At 40.3% G+C, this 23,925-nt stretch carries 19 protein-coding genes and 2 pseudogenes; 6 read left to right on the forward strand and 15 right to left on the reverse strand.

Going from position 1 to position 23,925, the window contains the following annotated elements:
• From rnc to cls (NYE32_RS06130), 7 genes are all read right to left on the reverse strand, one after another.
• Entirely contained in the window at nucleotides 1-690 is a 690-nt protein-coding gene (gene rnc, locus NYE32_RS06100; protein ID WP_002885331.1) for a ribonuclease III, read from the reverse strand.
• A 157-nt stretch (nucleotides 691-847) separates the two neighbouring features.
• Complete coding sequence (dapA, locus tag NYE32_RS06105) at nucleotides 848-1,783, reverse strand: 4-hydroxy-tetrahydrodipicolinate synthase (RefSeq protein WP_048790454.1); 936 nt, start codon at nucleotides 1,781-1,783, stop codon at nucleotides 848-850.
• Nucleotides 1,784-2,127: 344 nt separating this feature from the next.
• Complete coding sequence (locus tag NYE32_RS06110; protein ID WP_060973253.1) at nucleotides 2,128-3,204, reverse strand: aspartate-semialdehyde dehydrogenase; 1,077 nt, start codon at nucleotides 3,202-3,204, stop codon at nucleotides 2,128-2,130.
• A 294-nt stretch (nucleotides 3,205-3,498) separates the two neighbouring features.
• Nucleotides 3,499-4,152 carry a DNA alkylation repair protein gene (locus tag NYE32_RS06115; protein WP_038676220.1) on the reverse strand — a complete coding sequence of 218 codons (654 nt, stop codon included), beginning with the start codon at nucleotides 4,150-4,152 and terminating at the stop codon, nucleotides 3,499-3,501.
• Between the two features lie 15 nt (nucleotides 4,153-4,167).
• Nucleotides 4,168-5,742 (reverse strand): cardiolipin synthase, encoded by a 1,575-nt coding sequence (gene cls / locus NYE32_RS06120; RefSeq protein ID WP_045768600.1) that lies wholly within the window; start codon nucleotides 5,740-5,742, stop codon nucleotides 4,168-4,170.
• Between the two features lie 134 nt (nucleotides 5,743-5,876).
• Nucleotides 5,877-6,389: a GNAT family N-acetyltransferase gene (locus NYE32_RS06125; RefSeq protein ID WP_037611427.1), complete on the reverse strand. Its 513-nt coding sequence runs from the start codon at nucleotides 6,387-6,389 to the stop codon at nucleotides 5,877-5,879.
• An 80-nt stretch (nucleotides 6,390-6,469) separates the two neighbouring features.
• Nucleotides 6,470-8,020: a cardiolipin synthase gene (cls, locus tag NYE32_RS06130; protein WP_171968077.1), complete on the reverse strand. Its 1,551-nt coding sequence runs from the start codon at nucleotides 8,018-8,020 to the stop codon at nucleotides 6,470-6,472.
• A 145-nt stretch (nucleotides 8,021-8,165) separates the two neighbouring features.
• On the opposite strand from cls (NYE32_RS06130), the pseudogene NYE32_RS06135 reads away from it, so the two are divergent.
• The 3 genes and pseudogenes from NYE32_RS06135 to NYE32_RS06145 form a co-directional block, all read left to right on the forward strand.
• A pseudogene (locus tag NYE32_RS06135) lies at nucleotides 8,166-9,002 on the forward strand (IS30 family transposase); the annotation flags it as partial.
• Nucleotides 9,003-9,400: 398 nt separating this feature from the next.
• On the forward strand, nucleotides 9,401-10,951 hold the full coding sequence (locus NYE32_RS06140) for a BCCT family transporter (RefSeq protein ID WP_002885312.1): 1,551 nt from the start codon (nucleotides 9,401-9,403) through the stop codon (nucleotides 10,949-10,951).
• 214 nt (nucleotides 10,952-11,165) lie between these two features.
• Nucleotides 11,166-11,522: a potassium channel family protein gene (locus NYE32_RS06145; RefSeq protein ID WP_261787309.1), complete on the forward strand. Its 357-nt coding sequence runs from the start codon at nucleotides 11,166-11,168 to the stop codon at nucleotides 11,520-11,522.
• Nucleotides 11,523-11,534: 12 nt separating this feature from the next.
• Here the strand turns inward: NYE32_RS06145 and NYE32_RS06150 are convergent, their stop codons facing one another.
• The 3 genes from NYE32_RS06150 to NYE32_RS06160 all read right to left on the reverse strand — a co-directional run bounded on the left by NYE32_RS06150 (nucleotide 11,535) and on the right by NYE32_RS06160 (nucleotide 14,638).
• Nucleotides 11,535-11,774 carry a protein rep gene (locus NYE32_RS06150; RefSeq protein WP_002885362.1) on the reverse strand — a complete coding sequence of 80 codons (240 nt, stop codon included), beginning with the start codon at nucleotides 11,772-11,774 and terminating at the stop codon, nucleotides 11,535-11,537.
• A gap of 312 nt (nucleotides 11,775-12,086) precedes the next feature.
• Nucleotides 12,087-13,871, reverse strand: coding sequence for an excinuclease ABC subunit UvrC (gene uvrC / locus NYE32_RS06155; RefSeq protein ID WP_037600702.1), 1,785 nt, complete (start codon nucleotides 13,869-13,871; stop codon nucleotides 12,087-12,089).
• Between the two features lie 71 nt (nucleotides 13,872-13,942).
• Nucleotides 13,943-14,638, reverse strand: coding sequence for a YjjG family noncanonical pyrimidine nucleotidase (locus tag NYE32_RS06160; protein WP_339156881.1), 696 nt, complete (start codon nucleotides 14,636-14,638; stop codon nucleotides 13,943-13,945).
• A 270-nt stretch (nucleotides 14,639-14,908) separates the two neighbouring features.
• Between NYE32_RS06160 and sdaAB the strand changes: the two genes are divergently transcribed.
• Together sdaAB and sdaAA are read left to right on the forward strand one after the other, a co-directional pair.
• On the forward strand, nucleotides 14,909-15,580 hold the full coding sequence (gene sdaAB, locus NYE32_RS06165) for an L-serine ammonia-lyase, iron-sulfur-dependent subunit beta (protein ID WP_064520670.1): 672 nt from the start codon (nucleotides 14,909-14,911) through the stop codon (nucleotides 15,578-15,580).
• A gap of 12 nt (nucleotides 15,581-15,592) precedes the next feature.
• Nucleotides 15,593-16,462 (forward strand): L-serine ammonia-lyase, iron-sulfur-dependent, subunit alpha, encoded by an 870-nt coding sequence (sdaAA, locus tag NYE32_RS06170; protein ID WP_064520669.1) that lies wholly within the window; start codon nucleotides 15,593-15,595, stop codon nucleotides 16,460-16,462.
• An 88-nt stretch (nucleotides 16,463-16,550) separates the two neighbouring features.
• Here the strand turns inward: sdaAA and NYE32_RS06175 are convergent, their stop codons facing one another.
• The 3 genes from NYE32_RS06175 to NYE32_RS06185 all read right to left on the reverse strand — a co-directional run bounded on the left by NYE32_RS06175 (nucleotide 16,551) and on the right by NYE32_RS06185 (nucleotide 21,899).
• Complete coding sequence (locus tag NYE32_RS06175; protein WP_145517444.1) at nucleotides 16,551-20,462, reverse strand: GH32 C-terminal domain-containing protein; 3,912 nt, start codon at nucleotides 20,460-20,462, stop codon at nucleotides 16,551-16,553.
• A 254-nt stretch (nucleotides 20,463-20,716) separates the two neighbouring features.
• Complete coding sequence (locus NYE32_RS06180; protein ID WP_339157125.1) at nucleotides 20,717-21,262, reverse strand: multidrug resistance efflux transporter family protein; 546 nt, start codon at nucleotides 21,260-21,262, stop codon at nucleotides 20,717-20,719.
• Between the two features lie 118 nt (nucleotides 21,263-21,380).
• On the reverse strand, nucleotides 21,381-21,899 hold the full coding sequence (locus NYE32_RS06185) for an RDD family protein (RefSeq protein WP_101799882.1): 519 nt from the start codon (nucleotides 21,897-21,899) through the stop codon (nucleotides 21,381-21,383).
• A gap of 220 nt (nucleotides 21,900-22,119) precedes the next feature.
• Here NYE32_RS06185 and NYE32_RS06190 point away from each other — a divergent pair, with 220 nt between their 5' ends.
• A complete protein-coding gene (locus NYE32_RS06190) occupies nucleotides 22,120-23,031 on the forward strand; it encodes an XRE family transcriptional regulator (RefSeq protein ID WP_145517443.1) in 912 nt (303 codons plus the stop codon).
• A gap of 108 nt (nucleotides 23,032-23,139) precedes the next feature.
• Here the strand turns inward: NYE32_RS06190 and NYE32_RS06195 are convergent.
• Nucleotides 23,140-23,217, reverse strand: a pseudogene (locus tag NYE32_RS06195) (XRE family transcriptional regulator); the annotation flags it as partial.
• 186 nt (nucleotides 23,218-23,403) lie between these two features.
• On the reverse strand, nucleotides 23,404-23,916 hold the full coding sequence (locus tag NYE32_RS06200) for an NAD(P)H-dependent oxidoreductase (protein WP_060933728.1): 513 nt from the start codon (nucleotides 23,914-23,916) through the stop codon (nucleotides 23,404-23,406).
• Nucleotides 23,917-23,925 lie beyond the last annotated feature (9 nt).

Genomic DNA, 23,925 nt, shown 5'->3' on the forward strand with positions numbered 1-23,925 from the left:
TTAATTTCCTAGTTGTTCAAGGGCAGCCTTAGCCGCTGCCTGTTCAGCTAATTTCTTAGATTTTCCAAGACCTGTGCTGAGTTCCTTACCATCAACAGCTACCTGCATAGTAAATTCTTTAGCATGAGCTGGTCCAGACTCATCGATAACAGTATAAGTAATATCAACCGTACCATTGACCTGAAGACGCTCTTGCAAGGCTGTCTTATAGTCTGTTACGCGGTCAAAGTTCCCCTTTTCAACCTGAGGAATCATGACCTGATTCAAGAATTTCTCAACAGCAGGCAAACCTTGATCCAAATAAAGGGCACCGAGGAAGGCCTCCCAGAGGTCACCAAGGATAGTGGCACGTTCACGTCCACCAGATTTTTCTTCCCCTTTACCAAGACGGATATACTGCTCGAAACCGCAAGCCTTCGTAAATCCTGCCAAACTCTCTTCGCGAACGATAGTACTGCGCATCTTAGACATTTCTCCCTCTGGCTTGTTAGGGTAACGTTTGTAAAGATAAACAGAAATGACTAATTGCAGAGCCGCGTCTCCTAAAAATTCCAAACGTTCATTATGTGAAATGTTTAGGAGGCGGTGCTCATTGGCATATGAGGTATGGGTAAATGCTGTTTCTAAGAGGTCTTTTTGGCTAAAAACAATACCAAAATCCTGCTCAAGTTTTTGTTCAAGTTGATTCATGAAACTTCCTTTCTTTTTAAGCACACTAACTATAATTATATCAAAAAAAGCCAATTTTCATGATAGAAAACTGCTTTTAGACCCTATATCAGCTTATTTTGTGAGATTTAACCTCTTCAACTAAAAAAAGCTGAGCAAGCTGCTCAACTTCATTTTCTTAATAATCTGGACGAACGACACCTGTAACTGTCTCACGTGTTGCTTCGACATCTTCTTCAAGGACAACCTTAATGATACGTTTAGCTTCTTCTGAAGTACATGCAACCAATGGCAAACGAAGTGGTCCAACTTCAAAACCAAGATGGTTAAGAACAGCCTTGACAGGTGCAGGACTTGGTACTGAGAAGAGAGCGTTAACTTTAGGAATAAATTTACGTTGGATAGTTGCTGCTGTCTTGAGGTCACTATTTTCAATAGCTTCAAGCATGGCATGCATCTCATCACCATTTGTATGAGAGGCTACTGAGATAACACCGTTAGCTCCAAGGTTCATAGCGTGGAAGGCATCCCCATCTTCACCGGTATAAACCAAGAAATCTTCTGGTTTATGTTCGATAAGGTAGGCCATATTAGCAAGGCTGGTACATTCTTTAACCCCGATAATATTTGGATGTTCAGCCAAACGAAGCATGGTATCAGGAGCCATTTCAACAACCACACGACCAGGGATGTTGTAGATGATAATTGGCAAATCAGAAGCATCTGCAATAGCTTTGAAGTGTTGGTACATACCTTCTTGTGATGGCTTGTTGTAGTAAGGCACGATAGCAAGACCAGCTGCAAAACCACCAAATTTGGCAACTTCTTTGGCAAACTCGATAGAGTCTCGTGTATCGTTGGTACCGACACCAGCAATTAATGGCACACGTCCATTAACGATTTTCTGAACAGCCGCAAAGAGTTCCAACTCCTCATCGTGAGTAAGTGTTGGACTTTCAGCTGTTGTCCCCGCCAAAAGAAGAGCTTCTGTATGGTGAGCCAAAAGATGCTCAATCAATTCTGGAAGCGCATCATAATTGATAGAGCCATCTTCGTGGAAAGGTGTAATAAGGGCTGTGATCAGTTTGACATCTCTTAATTGATCAATTGACATAATATTCTCCTTCAACCGTTTTCTAATCCTTTCCATTTTACCATAATTTTGACCAGACAGACAGATAAGTTAACAATTTTCTGAAAACGTGAGAACTGACTGTTTCAATATGATAGTCAAAACACAAAAAAACAGAGAGAAGTCTCTCTGCTTTATAGGATTCAGCTTGAATTTAGTATTTGAATACAAAACTAAATCCTTACTGATTCCTGAATCATAACGCAGTGATTGATTGGAACTACTCATGTCTACAACATTCGTACTTCCTAATCAACTGTGCGGGGGTTGGTATAAAAGCGAAGGAGAAATCAAACTCTTCGAGTTACTGATTTCTGTTTCGCTCCCTATTTCAATTCAAATTTCAATTCTGAAGTTGGGCGAACCAAGCCGCGTTCGTGAAGTGTTTCTGCGATTTGTACTGAGTTCCAAGCGGCACCTTTAAGGAGGTTATCTGAAACAACCCACATGTGGATACCTTTTTCAGCATCCAAGTCTTTACGGATACGTCCGACAAATGTATCACGTGAACCTACAGCATTAACGGCTTGTGGGTAGACTTGGTTAGCAACGTCATCTTCAAGGACTGCACCTGGGAATTCTGCAATAGCAGCTTTCACTTCGTCAATTGGTGCCACTTCTTTTGTTTCAATGTAAACTGACTCTGAGTGAGCTGACAAGACTGGTATACGTACACATGTTGCTGATACGGCAATGCTATCGTCTTCCATGATTTTCTTAGTTTCGTTTGTCATCTTCATTTCTTCGTAAGTGTAGTCATTTTCAGTGAAGACGTCGATTTGAGCCAAAGCATTGAAGGCGATTGGGAAGTGTTTCTTATCGCCACCACATGGCAAGATTTCAGCTTTAACATCACGTGGGTTAACGCCGTCATTCAAAACTTCTTTCAACTCACGTTGTGTTTCAAGGATTGCTCCCATACCAGCACCTGATACGGCTTGGTAAGTTGACACGATGATACGGTCCAAGCCCCATTTTTGACGAACTGGCTCAAGGGCAACCATCATTTGAATCGTTGAACAGTTAGGGCAAGCGATAATACCGTTGTGAGCATCAAGCGCATGTGCATTGACCTCAGGTACAACCAATGGTACATCTGGGTTTTGACGGAAGTATGATGTATTATCAACGACTACTGCACCAGCTTTAACGGCGTATGGTGCATATTTAGCAGAGGTAGATCCACCAGCTGAGAAAAGTGCAATATCTACACCTTCAAATGCGTCTTCAGTCGTTTCTTCGATGGTCACGTCTTGGCCTTTAAATTGCAAGACTTTGCCTGCAGAACGAGCAGACGCAAGGTAGCGAATGTTATCGATTGGAAGTGTTGATTCTTCCAACATTTTAATCATTTGAGCACCGACGGCACCTGTAGCACCGACAACAGCAACTGTGTATCCCATAGTAAAACCTCTTTCGGAATTTTCTATCAATTTAGTTTAGTGAATCTATTATACTACGTTTAAGCCCAGTTGAAAAGGGTTAAAAGGCCAAGAATAAAGAAAAGCCCCTACCAAATGGTAAGGGATAGGAGGCATCTTTCGATGAGAGTAGCAGGTTCACACAACTACTCAAGGTCCGCTCCTGCGTTACAATCTAATGTAGACCTCCTCAGCGCAAAAGGCTCCAAAGAGCCAATCGACTCATCGCATGTTTCTATTCTAGCATATTGAACGACAGAGTCAAGCTCTTGATTTCTATAAATACTTACTTGCCTCACGAATGCTAAGAGATGCCATTTGACTAGCATGTTGATCAATAAAAGCCCGAACCCAATCAGGATTTACCTTTGAGTAATTGCGCAAACTCCAACCGATAGCCTTATTAATGAAAAACTCTGTCTGCCCAAAGTTGTTACAGATAACCTCTGCTAGGAGAGCAGTATCTGTCAAATCTTTACGCATAAGCTGGTGGTCAATGGCAATACGTCTCAACCAAAAATCCTCATCAAGACTCCATTGGCGCATGATATTCTTGGTTTCTGGATAGTGAAAAGTAACCTCTCCGATGATAAGGTCCAATTGATCTATACTGTCCCACCATGATTTGGTTTGAGCCAATTCCTTTAGCTTTGGAAAATCTTCAGGTCTAAGCTCCTTCTTCTTTTTATCCAGATAATCCATAGCAATATATTGAAACTCACGGTAAGGTTGCTGCCAACACTCTTCCACAAAAGTCCAATCAATTGGATTTTTTATGAAAGGCTTAAAAAACTCTCTTTCAATCTTTTTGAGAATTGGTTTTTGAACGCCAAGAAAGCTGAATTTATTTTTCATATAAGCTTCCATTGCTGGGACTTTCGTTGAATCAGCTTGGTCTTCTAACAATTTCAAAAGAATGTTTGTATCCATATGATTTCTTCTTTTTTACATCAATGGTCCAATCAGAGAAAAGAGATAGCCACCTAGACGATGTGCTATAGGCATTTTTGACAAACTTTCCAGAGTGACTTCCTCTGAGAGCGCCTGGGTTTTCTCAAAATCTTGTTCTATGTTAAGCACTTCCAGATTTTTATAGAGATAGACCCCATCTTCAAAATTTTGATAGAGACTCCGGTAATCAGTGTTAATGGTACCTACCACAGCTTGTTTGGCGTCAGAAACATAAACTTTAGCATGGACAAAGCCTGGGGTATAACGGAAAATACGGACGCCAGCATCCAAGAGGACTTTAAAATAGGTCGTCGCAATATCAAAGGCATACTGTTTATCTGGAATCCCTGGCATAATGATACGAACATCTACACCTCGTCTGGCCGCAAAGGTCATGGCTCTGACCAATTCATCATCCAAAATCAGATAAGGCGTCATGATATAGACATAATTAGTTGATGTATTCAGAAGATGTAAATAAACATTTTCGGCAACCTTGTGGTAGGTCAGCGGTGAATTGCCATAAGGGAGTACAAAGCCCTGACTCTTTCTTTGTTGAGGTTTTTCTTGTAGATAGTGCTCCATATCCGTTTTATCTTCTATTCCAGTCACTGTCCACATGGTCAAAAAGAGAGCTTTTAGCGTTTGAACTGCTGAACCATCTAAGCGAAGGGCCGTGTCCTTCCAATGGCCAAAGCGTTCTCGTTTATTAACATACTCGTCAGCGATATTAACGCCACCAGTATAAGCAACTTGACCATCAATCACTGTTATTTTTCGGTGGTCTCGATAGTTGTAATAGGTCGATAAAACTGGCTTAATTGGCGAGAAGGTCTGAGCTTTAATACCAACCTTGTGTAACCTCTCGATATAATCGTAGGATAAGGTGGTCATCTCATTCATCCCATCAAACATAACACGAACGTCCAGTCCTGCCTTAGCCTTCTCCTCCAAGATGGCTAATATCTCTCCCCACATGATGCCTTCATCAATGATGAAATACTCCATAAAGATATAACGCTCTGCCTTTTTCAGATCCTCCAACAAGGCCGGAAGCATATCATCTCCAAGTTGGAAATAAGTCACTTTAGTATCTCTATAAATTGGAAAATGAGCAGGACTATGCTCCAGAAAATAAGCCAGTCTTTGCAGTTGCCTATCGCTATGAGGCAGATAGTCCTCAACCTCTGGCTCGGTAGCCAAATAGTCGGAAGTTTGCTGAGTAGCTTCCACAAGACGCTTTTTCAAACGTCTGACACCAAAATCAGCTAGCGAAAAATAGAGCAAGGCGGTCCCAAAAATGGGAAAGAGGGCAATGATGATCAACCAAGAAAGTTTGGAACGGGAGTCCATGGAACGATTGAGCAAATATAAAAAGGTAAAAACACTCAATAAGTGTTCCCATAAGATAATGGATGGGAAATGCTCTTGTAGGCTAATATATGAAAAGACAAGAAAGGCCAATTCTAGTAAGAAAAACAGGAAAATAGGTACCTTACGATTAAGTAGAATTTTAGCCCATTTAGACGGCTTCTGAGGCAATAGCCGGGCACTTATTTCTTGGGACATATAGGCTCCTTTAGTACAAAGAAATTAGCTCACAGTTCAGAGCTTTTTCTACGATTTTTCAATTATTAGTATCATTCTGGCGTGGGCAAATGACACAATCAATTTGTCGACTTTGACTAGACATTTCTAGCCTCCTACCGTATTTTCCTGACAGGACCATCTAAGGTCTTTTGCATCCAGACAATATCATGCCATTGCTCAAACTTGTAGCCCACTTTTGGAAAATGAGCAACTTGGACATAACCACGTTTTTCATGCATAGCAATGCTAGCCTCGTTCGGAACAGCAATACAGGCTAAGAATCGCAAAAAGCCCCGTTGTTCAAGTTCCTCTTCAAGAGCATCATAGAGCTGACTTCCCAGACCTCGACCACGGGCATCTTCATGCAAATAGATGGACAATTCAGTTGTCCAATTATAAGCTGTCCGGGCATAGTAGGTTGAAGCATAGGCATATCCGAGAACTTGTCCATCCTCTTCAGCGACCAGATAAGGGTAAGTTTCAAGGGTTTTATTGATACGATTCTCAAATTCTTGAACACTGGGAACTTCATATTCAAAGGTAATGGCCGTCTTCTCAACATAGGGTGCATAGATGACCTGAATAGCTTGTGCATCAGCCAAGTTGGCTGGACGAATGGTTAACATCATTTTCTCCTTCGACTTCATTATCTTTATTTTATACTATAAAAAAAGAGGGCTCAACCCTCTTCTTACAAAAATTGACATTACATCAATGGCGCCACTAGTTTGGTCAATAAGCCTAAGGCCTTTTGATGGAATGGAAGTTTTTCAACGTCAGTCGTGCTGACTCGGTGACACTGGTCTTTTGTCGCTTGGAAATCTTCCTCAATAGCAAGAACCGAAGAAGTCCTATAGAGATAGGTCGCACACTCAAAATGATGATATAGACTTCGGTAATCTAAATTAATCGTTCCTACAACAGCCCGACTATTATCACTTACAAAGATCTTGGCATGAATAAATCCAGGTGTGTACTCATAGATTTTAACGCCAGAGGCTAGCAGTGTTGGGTAGTAGGTCTTAGCTAGGTAGTAAGCTGATTTTTTATCAGGAATACCAGGCATGATGATACTAACGTCTACCCCACGCTCAGCCGCAAACTTGAGAGCATGGAGTAGTTCACCATCCAAAATAAGATAAGGTGTCATGATATGAACAAAATCACGCGCATGGTTAAGGATGTCAATATAGACATTCTCACCAACTTTATCCTTGTCCAATGGAATATCCCCATAAGGAACAACAAAGCCAGGGGTATCAAACGCCTTATGTTCAACCATATACGGCGTAACATCTAAAGTTTCGTTAGAATAGGTCCACATCTGAAGAAAGAGAACTAAAAAAGTATCAACCGCTGGGCCCTCCAGCATCAAGGCAGTATCTTTCCAATGACCGAAACGCTCAATCTTGTTGATATACTCGTCAGCTAAATTAACCCCGCCTGTGAAAGCAACCTTACCATCAATCAGCAAGATTTTCCTATGGTCACGGTAATTGTAATAGGTTGACAGGAAAGGGGTTACCGATGCAAAAACTCGAGATTGAATGCCAATTTTTTCCAATCGTTTCTTATAGTCAAAACTCAAAGTTGAAAATTCATTCATACCGTCATACAGGACTCGAACTTCCACCCCTTCTTGAACCTTTTGTTTCAAGATTGCTAGGATTTCACCCCACATTTCACCTTCACCAATGATGAAATATTCCAAGAAAATGTACTTCTCTGCTTTAAGGAGCTGTTTCTTCATTTCCTCAAACTTGGCTTCACCACTTGGGAAATAGGTCGTCTTCGTGTCACGATAAACTGGAAAGGAACCGTTCACATTTTCAAGATATTGGACCAAGTTATAGTTGCTGGTGTGACGCTGTTTAAGCTCTTCGAGGGCCTGATTATCTTGTTTCAGAATACCAGAACTGCGGTCAATATTGCTCTGAATAGCACGCTTCATCCCTGTGTAACCTATATCAAGTTTCGTATAAGCCAAGAGCAAGGTTCCGATAATAGGGAAAGGCAAGACTATCAGGAGCCATGTATTTACAGCCGTCGACTCCATATCACTTTGAAAGAGATAAATAATGGCCAGAATACGAAGGACTACTTCTGTAACTTGCAGGTGTATCCTATATTGATGCAACCAGAGGTAAGACATGGCCACAACAACAAGCTGCAGTAAGATGATTAAGAAGATAATCGTAGCACGACTAAAGATTCCACGAAGAAAGCCACGACGACTCTTATCATAAAGACGTTCAATTTTAGCTTCGTTTTTGATAGCATGACTCCTTTCCCTTTTTAATTAATCTTATTATAACCAAATTTGTAAAATTAAGCAAGACAGAAAAAGCCATCTATGTTAGGCTCAGATAAACACCACATTTATCTGAAAGAAACTAACATAAATGACCTATGCTCATCTTACCACAAACGATCTTGTAATGATAGAGGCTTATTATCAAGAAAACATAAAAGTTTTAGATATTGTGACTTCACTTGGCAGATCAAAACAGACAATCTACAATGTCATCAACTATCTGAAAGAGGGGCACTCTGCTTATGATTACTATAACCGATATAAAATCAATAAGAAACGCTGTGGCAGGAATAAAACCAGTCTTACGCAAACAGAAAAAGATTTTATCCAAACTCATTTAGTACAAAATTGGAGCCTTGATGTCATTAAAGGAACTTATCCAGATAGAGTTTCTTGTTCTATGAGAACTCTCTATCGACTAGCAGACCGTGGTATTCTAAAGAAAGAGGATCTCCCTTGGAAAGGCAAAAGAAAACCAAATGGTCATAGCGAAAAACGAGGAAAACAAGTGTTGCTCAGAGATTTACGTGAGAGAGCAGACAGTTATCCTAATTTTAAGACGGAATTCGGTCATCTAGAAGGGGATACAATTGTGGGAGAAAAACACAAAAATGCAGTCATTACCTTAGTAGAACGCTGCTCAAAAGCCATCATCACACTGAAAACCAATGGACGGAAAGCAAGTGATATTGAGGCCTCCATCAATCAATGGTTGTCTCAAGTTTCCAGTCATCTCTTTAAGTCGATAACTTTTGATTGTGGGAAAGAATTTTCTAATTGGAAATCTATTTCGAATGCACATGACATTGATAGTTTCTTTGCGGATCCAGGATGTCCTGGTCAACGAGGTCTCAATGAACATTCTAATGGCTTATTAAGACGAAATGGATTACCGAAACAAATGGATTTTACTAATATTTCTCAAAATTATGAGGCTGGGACAAAAGTCCTAGCCTCTCAATTTGTCTTTGGATTGTCGAGAAAGACGCAGTGGTTGAGTGGGCTCTACTACGCTGATTTCATCAGCTTTTACAGCCCTACTCAACTGTGCGGAGGTGGGACGACGAAATCGAATTCTAACGAATTACCGATTTCTGTCCCACTCTCAAGAAATAGAATTCCTAGGAAATCATTGAATTATCAATCACCCTACCAAGTTTTTCTGAGTTACTTGAAAAGTCTAACTTAATTTGACAATTTAGGTTCTTAAACGTCTCTAGTTAATCAACTAAAAATTATAACTAGCTGGGTGTTATCTAATCTCCCCTCATTTTTAAGTTATTATCATTTTTGATATAATGGTAGAGAATGAAAGGAGATTTTATGTCAACTAAAAATTTAACGCCGGTCTTAAAAACCTCTTTTGTGCTACTGGCTATCCTGGTCCTTCTTGGTATTGTTATGCCTGACGGCTACCAAGTTTGGTCAGAACAACTAAGGGAAGTTATTTCAGATAAACTTGGCTGGTTTTACTTATTACTGGTCACGTCAATCGTTCTACTTTGTGGCTTTTTCCTGGTTAGTCCCGTTGGGCAAATCAAACTGGGGGAACCCAATTCGGTGCCTGAACACTCTACTATCTCTTGGATTGCCATGATATTTTCTGCTGGAATGGGAATCGGCCTTGTCTTCTACGGTGCCGCAGAGCCCTTATCCCATTATGCCATTTCAACGGTACGAGCTACCCCAGGGTCGCAGGAAGCCTTAGCCGATGCTTTCCGTTACACTTTCTTTCACTGGGGCATCCATGCCTGGGCAATATATGCTTTAATCGCCCTGGCCCTTGCCTACTTTGGTTTCCGAAAAAAAGAGAAATATCTTTTATCGGTTACCTTAAAGCCCTTGTTTGGTAAAAAAACAAACGGTAGCCTTGGTAAGATCGTAGATACGATTACAGTGGTCGCTACTGTTATCGGGGTGGCAACCACTCTTGGTTTTGGGGCAGCCCAAATCAATGGGGGACTCAACTACCTCTTTGGTATTCCAAACAATGCCCTTGTGCAAGTTATTATCATAATTATCACAACCATCCTCTTTACCATTTCAGCCCTTTCTGGTCTTGGAAAAGGGGTAAAAATCTTATCAAACACCAATCTTATTTTAGCGGTTGGACTACTCGCCATCACCATAATCATCGGTCCCACAGTCCAGATTTTTAATACCTTGACCGATAGTATCGGACTGTATATTTCCAATTTCTTCCGTATGAGTTTCAGTGCTGGTTCCTTTGGTCAATACAATCGTGACTGGATCAATACTTGGACGATTTTCTATTGGGCTTGGTGGATTTCTTGGTCACCATTCGTGGGAGTTTTTATTGCCAGAATTTCTAAAGGACGTAGTATCAGACAATTTCTATCCATCGTCTTATTAGCACCGACTGTATTAAGCTTTTTATGGTTTTCTACCTTTGGAACACTTTCAACGCATGTTCAATCACTTGGAAATGTAGATTTAACACAGTTTCCAAGTGAGCAGACCTTGTTTGCAACCTTCAGTCAACTGCCATTTGGTTTTATTGCCTCCGTTGTTGCCATCATCTTGATCATTACCTTCTTTATCACGTCAGCAGACTCTGCGACCTATGTGCTAGCTATGCTCTCTGATGATGGGAATCTCAAACCAAAGAATAACCTTAAAATCTTCTGGGGCGTACTCCTTGCGACTATTGCCATCGTCTTACTTCTTTCAGGGGGCTTAGTAGCCTTGCAAAATACGCTGATTATCGTAGCCTTTCCATTTTCACTCATCATGGTACTGATCATGGTTTCCCTAGTCATTGAATTGCTACACGAAAAAGACAAGATGGGACTGTCAATCACACCGACACGATACCCTAAAAAAGATCAACCCTTCAAATCTTATGAAGAATAAATAACCCAATTTGTAAAATTAAGCTAGACAGAAAAAGCCTATGTTAGGCTCAGATAAACACCACATTTGTCTGAAAGGAACTAACATAAATGACCTATACTCATCTTACCACAAACGAGCTTGTAACGATAGAGGCTTACTATCAAGAAAACATAATAAAAATTAATATAAAAAGTGTCTAAAATACATATTTAAACACTTTTTGTATGCTATAATTTTCATTAACACTATAACAAAGGAGAACCAAATGAAACGTTTAAATACTCTATTTCATATTATAAAAGTTACAGGATTTAATCAATTTTTGATAAGTTTTGTAAGTTTTATTTTTATTTCAGGAGGAATACTTTTATTAGTTGAACCTCAAATAAGTAATTACTGGGATGGACTATGGTATGCTTTTGTCACATCAACAACAGTAGGTTACGGAGATATACTAGCTACTACTCTAATCGGACGTATTACTAGCGTCTTTTTAACTGTATATGGACTTATTTTTTTTGGATGCTTATCAGCCGTAATTGTCAATTACTACAGCAAATTAAATACACCTAATAATAAAACTGACTAACATATTTCTTAGTTACTGTAAAAAATAATTCTTTCTCTGCCAATTCCAAACGGCTACAATTTCCTGACCTCGCGATACTTCTTGACTATCCTCTCCAGTCTGAACAAGATTACCATCTTCGACATCATCTAAGTCTAATTCTTTCTTGATAGTCTTGAAGAGTTTGCCAAATCCAATCTGTCGTTTCCGATAAAGTCCCTCAAACAAATCACCCGTTATCCGTTCTTTCGTCTCTTCAGACAAGACAATCACTTGTTTGTCATTCTCTTTCTCGACATCAAATGGATTTTACTAATATTTCTCAAAATTATGAGGCTGGGACAAAAGTCCTAGCCTCTTTATTGTTTTTGGATTGTCGAGCAAGACGCAGTGGTTGAGTGGGCTCTACTACGCTGATTTCATCAGCTTTTACTGCCCTACTCAACTGTGCGGAGGTGGGACGACGAAATCGAATTCTAACGAATTACCGATTTCTGTCCCACTCTCAAGAAATAGAATTCCTAGGAAATCATTGAATTATCAATCACCCTACCAAGTTTTTCTGAGTTACTTGAAAAGTCTAACTTAATTGTTATCATTTAATTTATCTAACAGAGCCTCTGCTACTTTTTCAGGGATTCCAAGAGCTTGAATGTCTTCGGCACTGGCTTTTTGGATAGCTGTCATAGACTTGAAGTGTTTGAGAAGTTTTTGTTTGCGCTTAGGTCCTAACCCCTCCACGCCATCAAGTTTAGAACTGAAACTATTCTTACTACGGACTTGACGATGGAAGGTGATGGCAAAGCGGTGTACTTCATCCTGAATACGGTGAAGGAGGAAAAATTCCTCGGATTGACGTGGCAAATCAATGACTCGCAAAGGATCTCCAAAAAGCAATTCATTGGTTTGGTGCTTGTCATTTTTCTGAAGACCTGCAACTGGGATAGATAGATTGAGTTCCTTGCGAAGCACATCCTTGGCTACATTGACCTGACCTTGACCACCATCCATGATAATGAGGTCTGGTGGCGTTAGACCATCACGTTTGACACGACTATAGCGACGACGAATGACCTCACGCATACTGGCATAATCGTCAGGGCCTTCAACAGTCTTAATCTTGTATTTGCGGTACTCTTTTTTATTAGGTTTACCATTTTCAAAGACAACCATGGCAGAGACAGGGCTAGTTCCCATGATATTAGAGTTATCGAAAGACTCGATACGGACCGGTGTCGGAATCCCCATGAGTTTGCCTAGATTTTCAATAGCTCCTTGGGTCTTAGCCAAGTCTTTTTCGAGGAGATCAAATTTTTGGGTCAAACTGACGCGGGCATTTTTCGTCGCCAGATTAACCAACTGCTTCTTCTCTCCACGTTGAGGTTTAAAGACCTTGACCTCATCTCCAACTAGAGCCTCAACAGACTCTTGATCAATGTCTCCTGGAATGAAAATCTCCTTAGGCTTGAGATGACGACTATCCAGATAAAACTGACCCATATAGGTTAGGAAATCTTCCTCAGCATCATTATAATAAGGGAACATATTGACATCACGCTGAATGAGTTTCCCTTGGCGAACAAAGAAAACCTGAACACACATCCACCCCTTATCCACGTAGTAACCGAAGATATCACGGTCCTGCATGTCTTGACGGATAACCCTTTGCTTGGTCCTAAGCGTCGAAACCGCCTCAATCAAATCGCGATACTCCGCAGCACGCTCAAACTCCATCTGGTCAGACATATCCTTCATCTTGGCCTTAAGCTGATTAACGATTTTATCATCATGACCGTTTAGGAAATTCTTGACATCTTCAACCAAACCTTGCCAATAGTCCTCAGTGGTGTGACAGATGGTGTGGGCATTACATTGGCCAATATGGTAATAGAAACAGACCTTATTGGCCGGATTTTTACATTTCTTAAAGGGGAAAATACGGTCCAAAAGCTTCTTGATTTCATTGGCCGCACCAGAGTCTGGGTAAGGACCAAAATAGAGACCGCCATCCTTCTTAACCTGGCGGGTAATCAAGAGCCTTGGATAGAGCTCCTTAGTAATCTTGATAAATGGATAAGACTTGTCATCCTTGAGGCGGATGTTGAATTTAGGCATATTCTCTTGGATAAGATTAATTTCCAAAAGCAGGGCCTCAATATTGGACTCGGTTACGATAAATTCAAAGTCTGCAATCTCAGATACCAAAAGCTCCGTCTTAGTATCATGACTTCCACGAAAATAGCTACGCACACGATTTTTTAGATTTTTAGCCTTACCGACATAGATAATATTGCCGAATTTGTCCTTGTGGAGATAGCACCCCGGGTTGTTTGGGAGCAATTCCAGCTTATGTTTAATCAGATTATTCATGCTTTCATTGTAGCAAAAAAAGAGCTGAAAAGCTCTTAATAGTCATGGGTAAATACAATTTGAAAAGAGGTCTATTTGCTCAAAATCGTCAAAATTTCTTGGTAGTTTTTGACTTGATAGGTTGGAACAGCTGGAGTCTCATTAACCAAACCTTTTGGATTAAACCAAATGCTGTCAATTCCTGCATTATTACCACCTTGAATATCAGCAGTTAGACTATCACCAATCATGAGGGCCGAATCGGGATGAAAGTCATTCACCTGATCCGCAATTTTTTCAAAAAAGTCCGTAGACGGTTTGTGGGCACCCACCTCATCAGAGATGAAAACATCGTCGAAGAAAGGTAAAATACTCGAAGCCTGCAGGCGGCCACGTTGGATATAGCTAACACCGTTAGTTGCTGCATAAATCTTGTGGCCACGGTCTTTAACGTTTGATAAGAAAGCATGGGCCTGAGGCAACTCCTGCCCCTGCTGACTCAAAAAATGTTGGTAGCGCCCAGCAAAGTGACTACCATCTACTTCTTTTCCAAAGTGCTCAAAGAGACGTGAAAAGCGCGTGCGAAGCAATTCAGGTTTTGTAATCAAACCATGGTTGAGGTCCTCCCACATGGAACGGTTCATGGGAATATAGTGGTCCTTGTAAACTTTAAGATCTTGTGAAGCCACACCAGCCTCTTCAAGCAAGTAGTTTAAAGCCAAATCTTCAGCACGGTCAAAATCTAGGAGGGTATGGTCAAGATCGAAAAGTAAATGGGTATAGGTCATGGCGTATCCTTTCTGATACTTGAATCTTTAGGCTCTATTTTACCACAATCTAGCTATATATGAATAAATAAAAAAAGACGACCCGCAGGTCGTCCTCTCTGATTTATGAAAAATAAGTATTGCTTACTTAATAGACCAACATTATATCCATTAAAGCTTAAAGAAACCTTAAAATAGGATATTTTTCAAAAAATACAATTTTACTTAAAACCCTAATATCACTAATTCATGGTATACTGAAAATACAAGATTAATCAGACGAGGCGTGCTATGAAAAATTTAAAATTTCAATCCGTTTTTGACATTATCGGTCCTGTCATGGTCGGACCTTCCTCTAGTCATACTGCAGGAGCTGTTCGTATTGGAAAAATTGTCTCTGCCATTTTTGGTGAAACACCGACTGAGGTGGAATTTCAACTTTTTAATTCCTTTGCCAAGACCTATCGAGGTCACGGGACTGATGTAGCTCTAGTAGCTGGTATTTTAGGGATGGAGACTGACGACCCTGATATTCCGCACGCACTGGACATTGCATACGAAAAAGGCATCAAGGTCTATTGGAAAATCAACAAAGATAGTAATGCACCGCATCCCAACACCACTCGTATTACACTAAAAAATGCTACAAAAACTATCTCTGCCACAGGTGTTTCCATAGGTGGAGGGAATATCCAAGTGACTGAGCTCAATGGTTTTGCGGTCAACCTCAAAATAAATACACCTACACTTATTATTGTTCACCAAGATGTTCCAGGAATGATTGCTCTTGTGACCGATATTTTATCTCGTTATGGTATCAATATCGCTCAGATGACCGTCACTCGAGAAAATGCTGGTGAGAAGGCCATTATGATTATCGAAATTGACTCGCACCAGTGTGATGAGGCCGTCAATGAAATCGCTAGAATTCCTCATCTACATAATGTCAACTTTTTCAGCTAAGAGGGGGATTCCATGTTTTACAGTATTGAAGAATTAGTTCAACAAGCTGACCGAGATTACCAAGGTAATATCGCAGAGCTCATGATTGCTACAGAGACAGAGCTAACTGGACGGGAACGTCCTGAAATCCTAGCTCTCATGACTCGAAATCTTGAAGTGATGATAGAGTCTGTTCAGGCTGGTTTATCCCCTGAGAAATCACCAACTGGCTTAACCGGGGGAGACGCTGCCAAGCTGGATGCTTATATCAAAAATGGAAAGACCCTGGCTGATTCTGCTGTTCTGGGTGCTGCTAGAAATGCCATGGCCGTCAATGAATCTAACGCCAAGATGGGCTTGGTTTGTGCCACACCAACGGCTGGTTCAGCAGGTTGTTTGCCCGCTGTTCTAACAACAGCTATCGAAAAATTGGGCTTGAGCCAATCACAACAACTGGATTTTCTTTTCACTGCCGGTGCATTTGGGCTCGTTATCGCTAATAACGCCTCTATTTCTGGTGCAGAAGGGGGCTGCCAAGCTGAAGTTGGCTCTGCCTCTGCTATGGCTGCTGCCGCTATTACAATGGCTGCTGGTGGAACACCCTTCCAAGCTAGCCAGGCCATTTGCTTTGTGCTTAAGAATATGTTGGGGCTCATTTGCGACCCTGTAGCTGGATTAGTCGAAGTTCCTTGTGTCAAACGTAATGCTATGGGAGCAAGCTTTGCCCTAGTAGCTGCCGATATGGCCTTGGCAGGTATCACATCTGCCATTCCAGTCGATCAGGTTGTTGACGCTATGTATCAGGTCGGTTCAGCCATGCCAACCGCCTTTCGTGAAACTGCTGAAGGTGGCTTAGCAGCAACTCCGAAAGGAAAAGCACTCGCAAAAGAAATCTTTGGTTGATTTTTTTAGAATAATCTCAAAAAAAAAACTTAGAAGTATGAGTGCTTCTAAGTTTTTCTTCTTATATAGCCTTTTCAACGTTTTGATCTTAGCTGAATAACCATTTTGTCAAAAAGTGCCATGTTTCTTTAGCAATACTTGCAAGGAAAGTTGAGAGACTAAATTTATTAAATGTTTGTAGGAGATTGTCAACTATTGGAGCAATAGTCTTAGGTGTTTCCACTAGAGTCTTATTTTCTTCTTGCTTATCAGTATTATCCTGAGATGAATCTGGTAATGTGTTTGTATTGTCATGACTATTATTTTGTCCAGTTGGTTCAGGCTCTGGAGCAACCTCAGGTTGATGCTCAGGTTCATCTGGTTTATTTTCCGGACTTGGTTCTGGACTAGGGTCTGGCTGAGGATCAGGTTTGATTGGTTCGTCAGTGGTGTCACTGCTTGTGTTTGTCATTTTTTCAGTAACGAAGAAGTTTTTGAATTCTACTGCTCCATCCCAAAGACCGACACCTACATGGGCTTGATTGAAGTAATTATCCACGGCATCAAATTGATGATGGAGCACTTCCTTACCATCGACATAGACTGTCATGGTGTCCTTGCCCTTTTCAACCTTGACGTGGTGGTACTGGCCATCATTGATTGCCTTATCCAAGTGAGCTTCAGCGATGGTTTCACCACCAAAACGGAAGAGACGTACAGTGTCGTTATCAGCAAATTGGACAGAGTAGGCACGACCTGGTTCTTCACGTTCCGCAGCTACAAAGAGGTTTACCAAACCATGTTGGTATTTGACATCGATGTCATAGTCAAATTGCTTGAAGCCATTACTTTCATAGGCCATGAAGAAGTCATTGGCACTGACATTGCTATCGTAAAGGGTATCGTCATCAATATACCAATTACCAGTGACAGCTTTCAAGCCTTTAAGGTTGGTCGCAAAATTGTTGAGCGTGATGGCAATATTAAAGGTTTTGGTCAATGAAGGATTTTCAACTGAGGTTGCTGTGACAGTTAGATGACCTTTGTGAAGGGCTTTGAGAGAAAGTTTATTGTCATGTTCAGTATAGGACACCAAACTTGGATCACTTACTGTCCATGTCACATCTTGCTCTTCAGAAGCCGGTGCGAGATAAACCTGCAAGTCCTTACTTTGACCAACTTCAAGAGCCAAATGACCTGCAACTGTGGTGTTCATGGCAACAGCCTTAGTGACTTCCTTCTTGTCAGTCCAAGTACTCTTAATTGGGTAGATAGCAATGTTTGCTTTGGCTGGACCACCTTCAACCAAGACACTTGCTCCAACGGCTCTTGGGCTTGGGAAAATCTGATTAGCACCAGCTACTGTATTACCCTTAGCAAAGACTTCCACACTCGCACGGTCCACATAAAGATGCAAATCAATAGAACCATCTTCATTGCGAGTCACTTGTTGACTATTAACCTTAGTAAAGGCATCTGAAAGGATAGTACCAGATTGGCTACGGTCAATAGACAAAGTTTCCTTAGTTAAATCGTAAATGACCTTAGTAGCTTGACCATCACCGACGCGTAGATTAAAGCCAACTGCTGTCGTATCCTTGCCTGGTACAAAGTGAGAAACCACTTCATAAGTGTCACCTTTAAAATCTTTAAGCAGTTCATTGTCAGAAGCTACTGTGACATTTTCAAAATACTGAGCGTCATCTGTATCACGAAGGCTTTCGTAGGCCTTAACAGGAGTTTGGGTTAAGAGGTAACGGTCGCCTGATTTAACCAAACCAAGGTCAAGATTAAGGTTAAAGGTACCATTAAATTTTTGACCTACAGTATCTGCAACCAGATTGCAATAATCTTCCCAAGTGTTCATCCAGTTGATTTCAGTCAATTGTGGGATGTTTGGATGGTCAGCTGTTCCAAAATCATGAACATAATAAGTCATGGCAGCATAGGAATCCTTACCAAAATTCATGATTTCGTCATGATCTTGGTAAACATCATCAGCTACAAAGGCCCACTTGCCATCCACTTGTTTAAAATCACCAACCTTGTAAGAACGACCGCCACGTGAGAGAACCCACTTGAGTGCGCCATCATTGGCTACAATCGGATAGAGGTCAGGACATTCCGTATGCAAATCCTTATAGGTTGTTTCCACTTGCCAGTTCTTCAAGTCTTGTGATGAATAAATGCGGAGTGGACCACCTGCAAGGACCATAAACCATTGGTTATCCCAGCGGAAAACCTTAGGGTCACGGAAATCTTGGTTTTGAAGAGGATCCTGAGACCAGTCGGCAACTACCTTGTCATATTTTTGCCAGGTTCTACCCTCGTCCTCACTATAGGTGATTTCAATCCGTTGCCCATTACCATTTGAAGTGATAATAGCCACCAGGCCACCTTCCGGAGATTTGAAGAGGCCTGAGCTATTGGTACTATCAACCACGACAGAGCCTGAGAACATGTGACCTGTCGCATCTGGATAAAAGGCTATCGGCTCTTCATCCCAATGAAGCAAGTCTCGGCTGGTCGCATGGGCCCAGTGCATTGGCCCCCATTTGGTATCATCGTAAAATTGATAGAAGAGATGGTAACGTCCCTTGTAGAAGACTAAGCCATTAGGGTCATTAGCCCAGCCATCCTTGACAGAATAATGATACTGATCACGGTAAAGCTCGTTGTAATACACATCATCACTTTGTCTTCGGTGGATATTAACACGATAAGTCAAGGTCACAGGACGACCTAGTGAGTCAGTCACACTACTTTCAACAATAAAGTAATTGGCACCTACAGTCACTGGCAATTGTGAAATATCTGTGTAGACATTTCCCTTGGCATCTTCTACCTTGATAACAGCATTTGGATTATGCTTAGTGATGTCAAAGCCTACTGTCTCAGCATTGTGTCCCACATATTGGATATGGAGTGGTTCTTCAGAGAAGAATTGGGCTTGTTTTTCAACAGAACCTGTCTTTGAGGTCACCACAAGATTGTCAATCAAAGGAAGACTGGCATCATCAAGATTAACATAGCGGGTGTTTTTGAAAATGACATTGGCATTCCAATTAAGAAGTCCAAAGTAACCTTCTGGAAGGACTTGAGGTTGGCCCTTGTCACTTTTTTGAAGAACAGCGTCACCTGTACTTGCGACAAGCACATCATTGACATAGTAAGATAGCCACTGATTAGCCGCAACTACTCTAAGATTGTAGGTTTCATCGGCAGTTGGTGTCACATCTTTCTCATCTACAAGTTGAATATCATGATTATTGACCCAACGCCAAAACTTAACCTTATGGTTACCAGAGTCTACATTGACCCCGTACATATTTTTATCGCTACTATCATTGTTACCACGGAAAATGAGGGCAGCGGCACCACCAGCTTCCTTGAAGGTCACATCTGTTGAATAGATAAAATTCTTGCCCTCGGATTGAGAATAAAGGAAAGAGTCTCCCTTGTCTTTGGCTTCTGAATGAATACCGTCAGCCTGCATTTCCCAGTGACCATTTTGGTCTGCGGTCATCCCTTCAAGATTGGTAACTGCTTCATTATTAGGCAAATCCGTTTTTTCCTCTGTCACATGAACAGGACTGGTGCTATTCGTTACAACTGGAGATTGTTCTTGATTGGTCTGATTCAAATCGGCTTCTTGCGTTTGGTTAGTTACTTTCTCAGCCTCACTAGCCTGTGTTTGTACTTCTTTTGACTGGTCAGGGCTAGGCTGAGTGGGATTCTCTTGAGCTGTTTTAGCAGATTCGGAAACAAGAGACTGGCTCGGCTCTACCACTTGGGGGACTTCCTTGGTCGTGCTAGGTGCAAGCTCCACTTGAGGGGCAACTTGATGGTCAGTTTGAGTTACCACTTCTTGAGGTGTTGGGCTCACAGTTGCCTGTTCCACTTGGTCCGCATAGACAGGACTAGCCAGGGCCAAACCTACAAAACTTACCAAGGCACAACCATAGACCCAAGTTTTCCCACTTTTACGCATAAACCAATTTTTACAAACAGTATCATTCATGACTCTTCTCCTTCTTTAGAGCAACATTAAATGTTAACTCATTTTTCATGAAAATTCAAAGTCAATACATTCGCCTTTATTAATAAGCCTATCAAAGTTTCCGGAAATATCTCTAGGATTTACATTAAAACGGTAAACGCTTACTTTTAATATCATTATAGCACTATCGTCTGAAAATGTCGCATTTTTCTATAATATTTTTCATATAAATGAAAAACTTCCGAATTTGCCATTCGAAAGTCTCATACTGATGCTTAATCTGAGCCTGTTAGCAGGCTATTTCCAATAATACCAATGGTTACAATAGCAATCCCAAAGAATCCCAAAAGGCTAGGTAGACTATCTCCGAGGAAGAGGCAACCACCCAAGAGGGTAAAGAGAACTTCACCAGCCTGAGTGGCTTCAACCACTGCCAGTTGCTTATGGTTATGCTTAACTAGATTAGTCGCCTCGAAGAAAAGCAAGGTTGCGACAACCCCAGAAAAGACTGCTACAATTAAAGACTGTAAAATCTGTCCACCTGATGGAAGCCCAGCATCTGCACCAGCAAAAACTGACAAAAGCAACCAAAAAGGCGTACTCATCAAGGTCATCCCAAACACACGCTGCGTCGTTGAAAGCTGATCCTGCTTACAGTGGACCATCATCTTACGATTGCCCAAAGGATAGGCAAAAGCGGCCAGTAAAATCAAGAGACTAGCACGGACCACACCGCTACCAAGACCACTACCGAGGTAAGGAATCTGGATGAGCGTAATACCTAAATTGTAAACTTCTGTAATTATTCTACCGTACAGTATTTGGAGTAATAAAAAAGGAGGTCATCATAATGACTTCCTTAGTTTAACTATTCACTTTAACTTATCCTCATGTTACTTAAGCTATCTCTTACCATACCAATTTGACAGAGACTTAATCCTAGTCACATTTTAGCTGCACCTGTGTGTGAGCTAGGAGGTCACCTAGATGCCTCTTATCTTTCCTGAAAATCGTCATTGCCAGTAAGAAAACTGCAAGGAGAGTCGCCGAAATAGAGAGGCTAATGGATAACACATCAAACTCACTATAGACACCATGTATCGTGCCCATATGACCGAGTTGCCAAGGCAAAAATTTAATGGTGTTTCTAATCAAGCTAGCTTGCACTGTTTTTTTCTGGTAGACCAATTCAAGTCCCGCTTTTACCTTCCCAAAACTCCCATTATTTGTATAATCTAAGAATGTAAAAAGTAGAGTGATTGGCAAAACAGAGGTAAAAAATGCAAGACACTGAGACTGAATTTCTGTAAAATCTGGGACGCCATGAAAAAGAATAATGTATATAAGCATAGAACCTAAAAACAGAAGAACTAAATAAGCTAGTATGAAAAGATAATCGAATAGAAATTCAATCATTCTTTTTTTAAACGAAATAGGATTGATTGCTAAAATCTTCATCGTCCTCTCCTCCTTTATCATCTCCTATTATAACATTTTTAATATTCTAAATAATATTTGAGAGGAAAATTTGTAGGCTATTGAGCTCACAAATTGAGATTGTTTCATAATTGTAAACTCCTGTAGGTTTTATTATACACTACTTCTATTATGGCTTTTGGACTTTATTTCAATTTTACGTTATATTATTATTAAAAATCTAAATCATAAGGAATTATGTATGTCAGAAGATATTAAAATCAAGATTGGAAAAAGAATTCGTGAAGAACGTGAACGACTTGGTTTAACACGTGAGCAGGTTTGTGATACTGAAGAAGAATTAACTGTCAAACAGCTGATGAGAATTGAGCTCGGACGTTCTTTGCCAACCATTGTCAAACTGCAGTATATCAGTGATAAATTAGGAGTTTCCCTCAACTATTTGTTAGGTGAAACAAAACTAGACATTCCTGAAGATTATTATCAGGCTAAATATAAACTCATGAAGTCTCCTGTCTATGGCGACCTCGAACGTATCAAGAAAAAGCTAAAAGATATTGAGGAACTCTACGACAACTATATTGATATTCTACCAGAAGAAGAACTATTAACCATTGATATCATTGAAAGAACCCTGAATTTTATATCTGAAGAGAAGAAAGAAGATCTTGTTGAGATTGTATATGAAGACTATTTGAACCAGGTATTAAAAAAAGAAGAGTACACCTTGAATGACCTTCTGCTAATAAAATACTATACCTTTCAATGTCAAGTTGGTGACTATGATGAAGAAATTGTTGAAAGTTTTCGATGTAAATTAATTAATCAAGAATTACAAGGGGAAGAGCTAGTTAATGTTGAACTACTGGGGGCATTGTCAACTATAGGTGGAATCTATGTGATGCATCATGATTATAGAAATATGAAAACTATTGTCGATAAAATGCATACTATTATTGATAAGACGCTACAACATGCTTACAAACCCGCCGTACTCATTTTTGAAGCGAAATATTATCTTTTCTATGAGAACAATAGAGATAAAGCGACTGAGCTTTATAATACAGCTACCGTACTAGCTGAAGCTTTTGGTGATCAAGTCTTCATCAAAAATCTTAAAATGGAAATAAAAAAAGATTTAAACATAAAATAGAAAATATATCAGCAACATTTTAAGCATGATTCATTCTAAATGTAATAACTACCAAAGAAGCATCTGAAGTTAAACTCAGATGCTTCTTATCTTTCCTGAATATCGTTGAGTAAACGAAAGTTTTTCGGCAACGAATTTTTGAGTGAAATCATTGTCTTCTCTCAAATCCCTTAAACGTCGGTACATCAATCTTTCTCCTAAGGAAAAGTATAGAGGAAAAACAGGAAAAATTTTATGTATTGTCCTAATTGGACAATATGAAATATACTCAATAATATCCACTAGTATTCAAGTATATTGATTGATGCTTTATTGTTTGAAACAGAAAAATAATAAAGTATATTCCATTTATAGAGGGTTGATATGTCTTATTTATATTATTTGTAGGTATTTATTTACTTTATTTGATAATAACTCTTGATCCATGTTTAAAGTACCAGTTATGATAAGAGGTTCCAGAAATGTTAGACCTGTCAAATACTGAATCGTAGTGATAGGCTTTAAAATCTCTTCAATTGTTACATGGAAGGGGCCGTTTCTCGTGTAGTCATCTTGCCCAGCTCCAAAACTAGCTACCAACATGACTTCCTTGCCTTGTAAGGCAGTACCAGTCGAACCATAGGCCCAACCGTATTCAAAAACAACGTCAAACCACTGTTTCATGAGGGTTGGCGTTTGGTACCAATAAATTGGGAACTGGAGTACAATGCGATCACTTACCTCTAGAATCTTTTGCTCCGTTTTGACATCAATGTCAAAATTGGGATACAGTTGGTACATATCTCGCACGTCATAACCAGCTCCAGCAGCAGCTGTTGCCAGTTCTTTATTAATGCGTGAGCCCGTTTTTAATTGAGGGTGAAATGTAAAAATTATGGTTTTCATATCGTTTCT

Source organism: Streptococcus sp. FSL R7-0248 (assembly GCF_037967965.1).
Classification (GTDB): domain Bacteria; phylum Bacillota; class Bacilli; order Lactobacillales; family Streptococcaceae; genus Streptococcus.

Excerpts from the sequence above, each read along its gene's own strand:
- rnc (WP_002885331.1), bottom strand. The coding sequence starts at position 690 with ATGAATCAACTTGAACAAAAACTTGAGCAGGATTTTGGTATTGTTTTT.
- dapA (WP_048790454.1), bottom strand. The coding sequence starts at position 1,783 with ATGTCAATTGATCAATTAAGAGATGTCAAACTGATCACAGCCCTTATT.
- NYE32_RS06110 (WP_060973253.1), bottom strand. The coding sequence starts at position 3,204 with ATGGGATACACAGTTGCTGTTGTCGGTGCTACAGGTGCCGTCGGTGCT.
- NYE32_RS06115 (WP_038676220.1), bottom strand. The coding sequence starts at position 4,152 with ATGGATACAAACATTCTTTTGAAATTGTTAGAAGACCAAGCTGATTCA.
- cls (WP_045768600.1), bottom strand. The coding sequence starts at position 5,742 with ATGTCCCAAGAAATAAGTGCCCGGCTATTGCCTCAGAAGCCGTCTAAA.
- NYE32_RS06125 (WP_037611427.1), bottom strand. The coding sequence starts at position 6,389 with ATGTTAACCATTCGTCCAGCCAACTTGGCTGATGCACAAGCTATTCAG.
- NYE32_RS06140 (WP_002885312.1), top strand. The coding sequence starts at position 9,401 with ATGTCAACTAAAAATTTAACGCCGGTCTTAAAAACCTCTTTTGTGCTA.
- uvrC (WP_037600702.1), bottom strand. The coding sequence starts at position 13,871 with ATGAATAATCTGATTAAACATAAGCTGGAATTGCTCCCAAACAACCCG.
- NYE32_RS06160 (WP_339156881.1), bottom strand. The coding sequence starts at position 14,638 with ATGACCTATACCCATTTACTTTTCGATCTTGACCATACCCTCCTAGAT.
- sdaAB (WP_064520670.1), top strand. The coding sequence starts at position 14,909 with ATGAAAAATTTAAAATTTCAATCCGTTTTTGACATTATCGGTCCTGTC.
- sdaAA (WP_064520669.1), top strand. The coding sequence starts at position 15,593 with ATGTTTTACAGTATTGAAGAATTAGTTCAACAAGCTGACCGAGATTAC.
- NYE32_RS06175 (WP_145517444.1), bottom strand. The coding sequence starts at position 20,462 with ATGAATGATACTGTTTGTAAAAATTGGTTTATGCGTAAAAGTGGGAAA.
- NYE32_RS06185 (WP_101799882.1), bottom strand. The coding sequence starts at position 21,899 with ATGAAGATTTTAGCAATCAATCCTATTTCGTTTAAAAAAAGAATGATT.
- NYE32_RS06190 (WP_145517443.1), top strand. The coding sequence starts at position 22,120 with ATGTCAGAAGATATTAAAATCAAGATTGGAAAAAGAATTCGTGAAGAA.
- NYE32_RS06200 (WP_060933728.1), bottom strand. The coding sequence starts at position 23,916 with ATGAAAACCATAATTTTTACATTTCACCCTCAATTAAAAACGGGCTCA.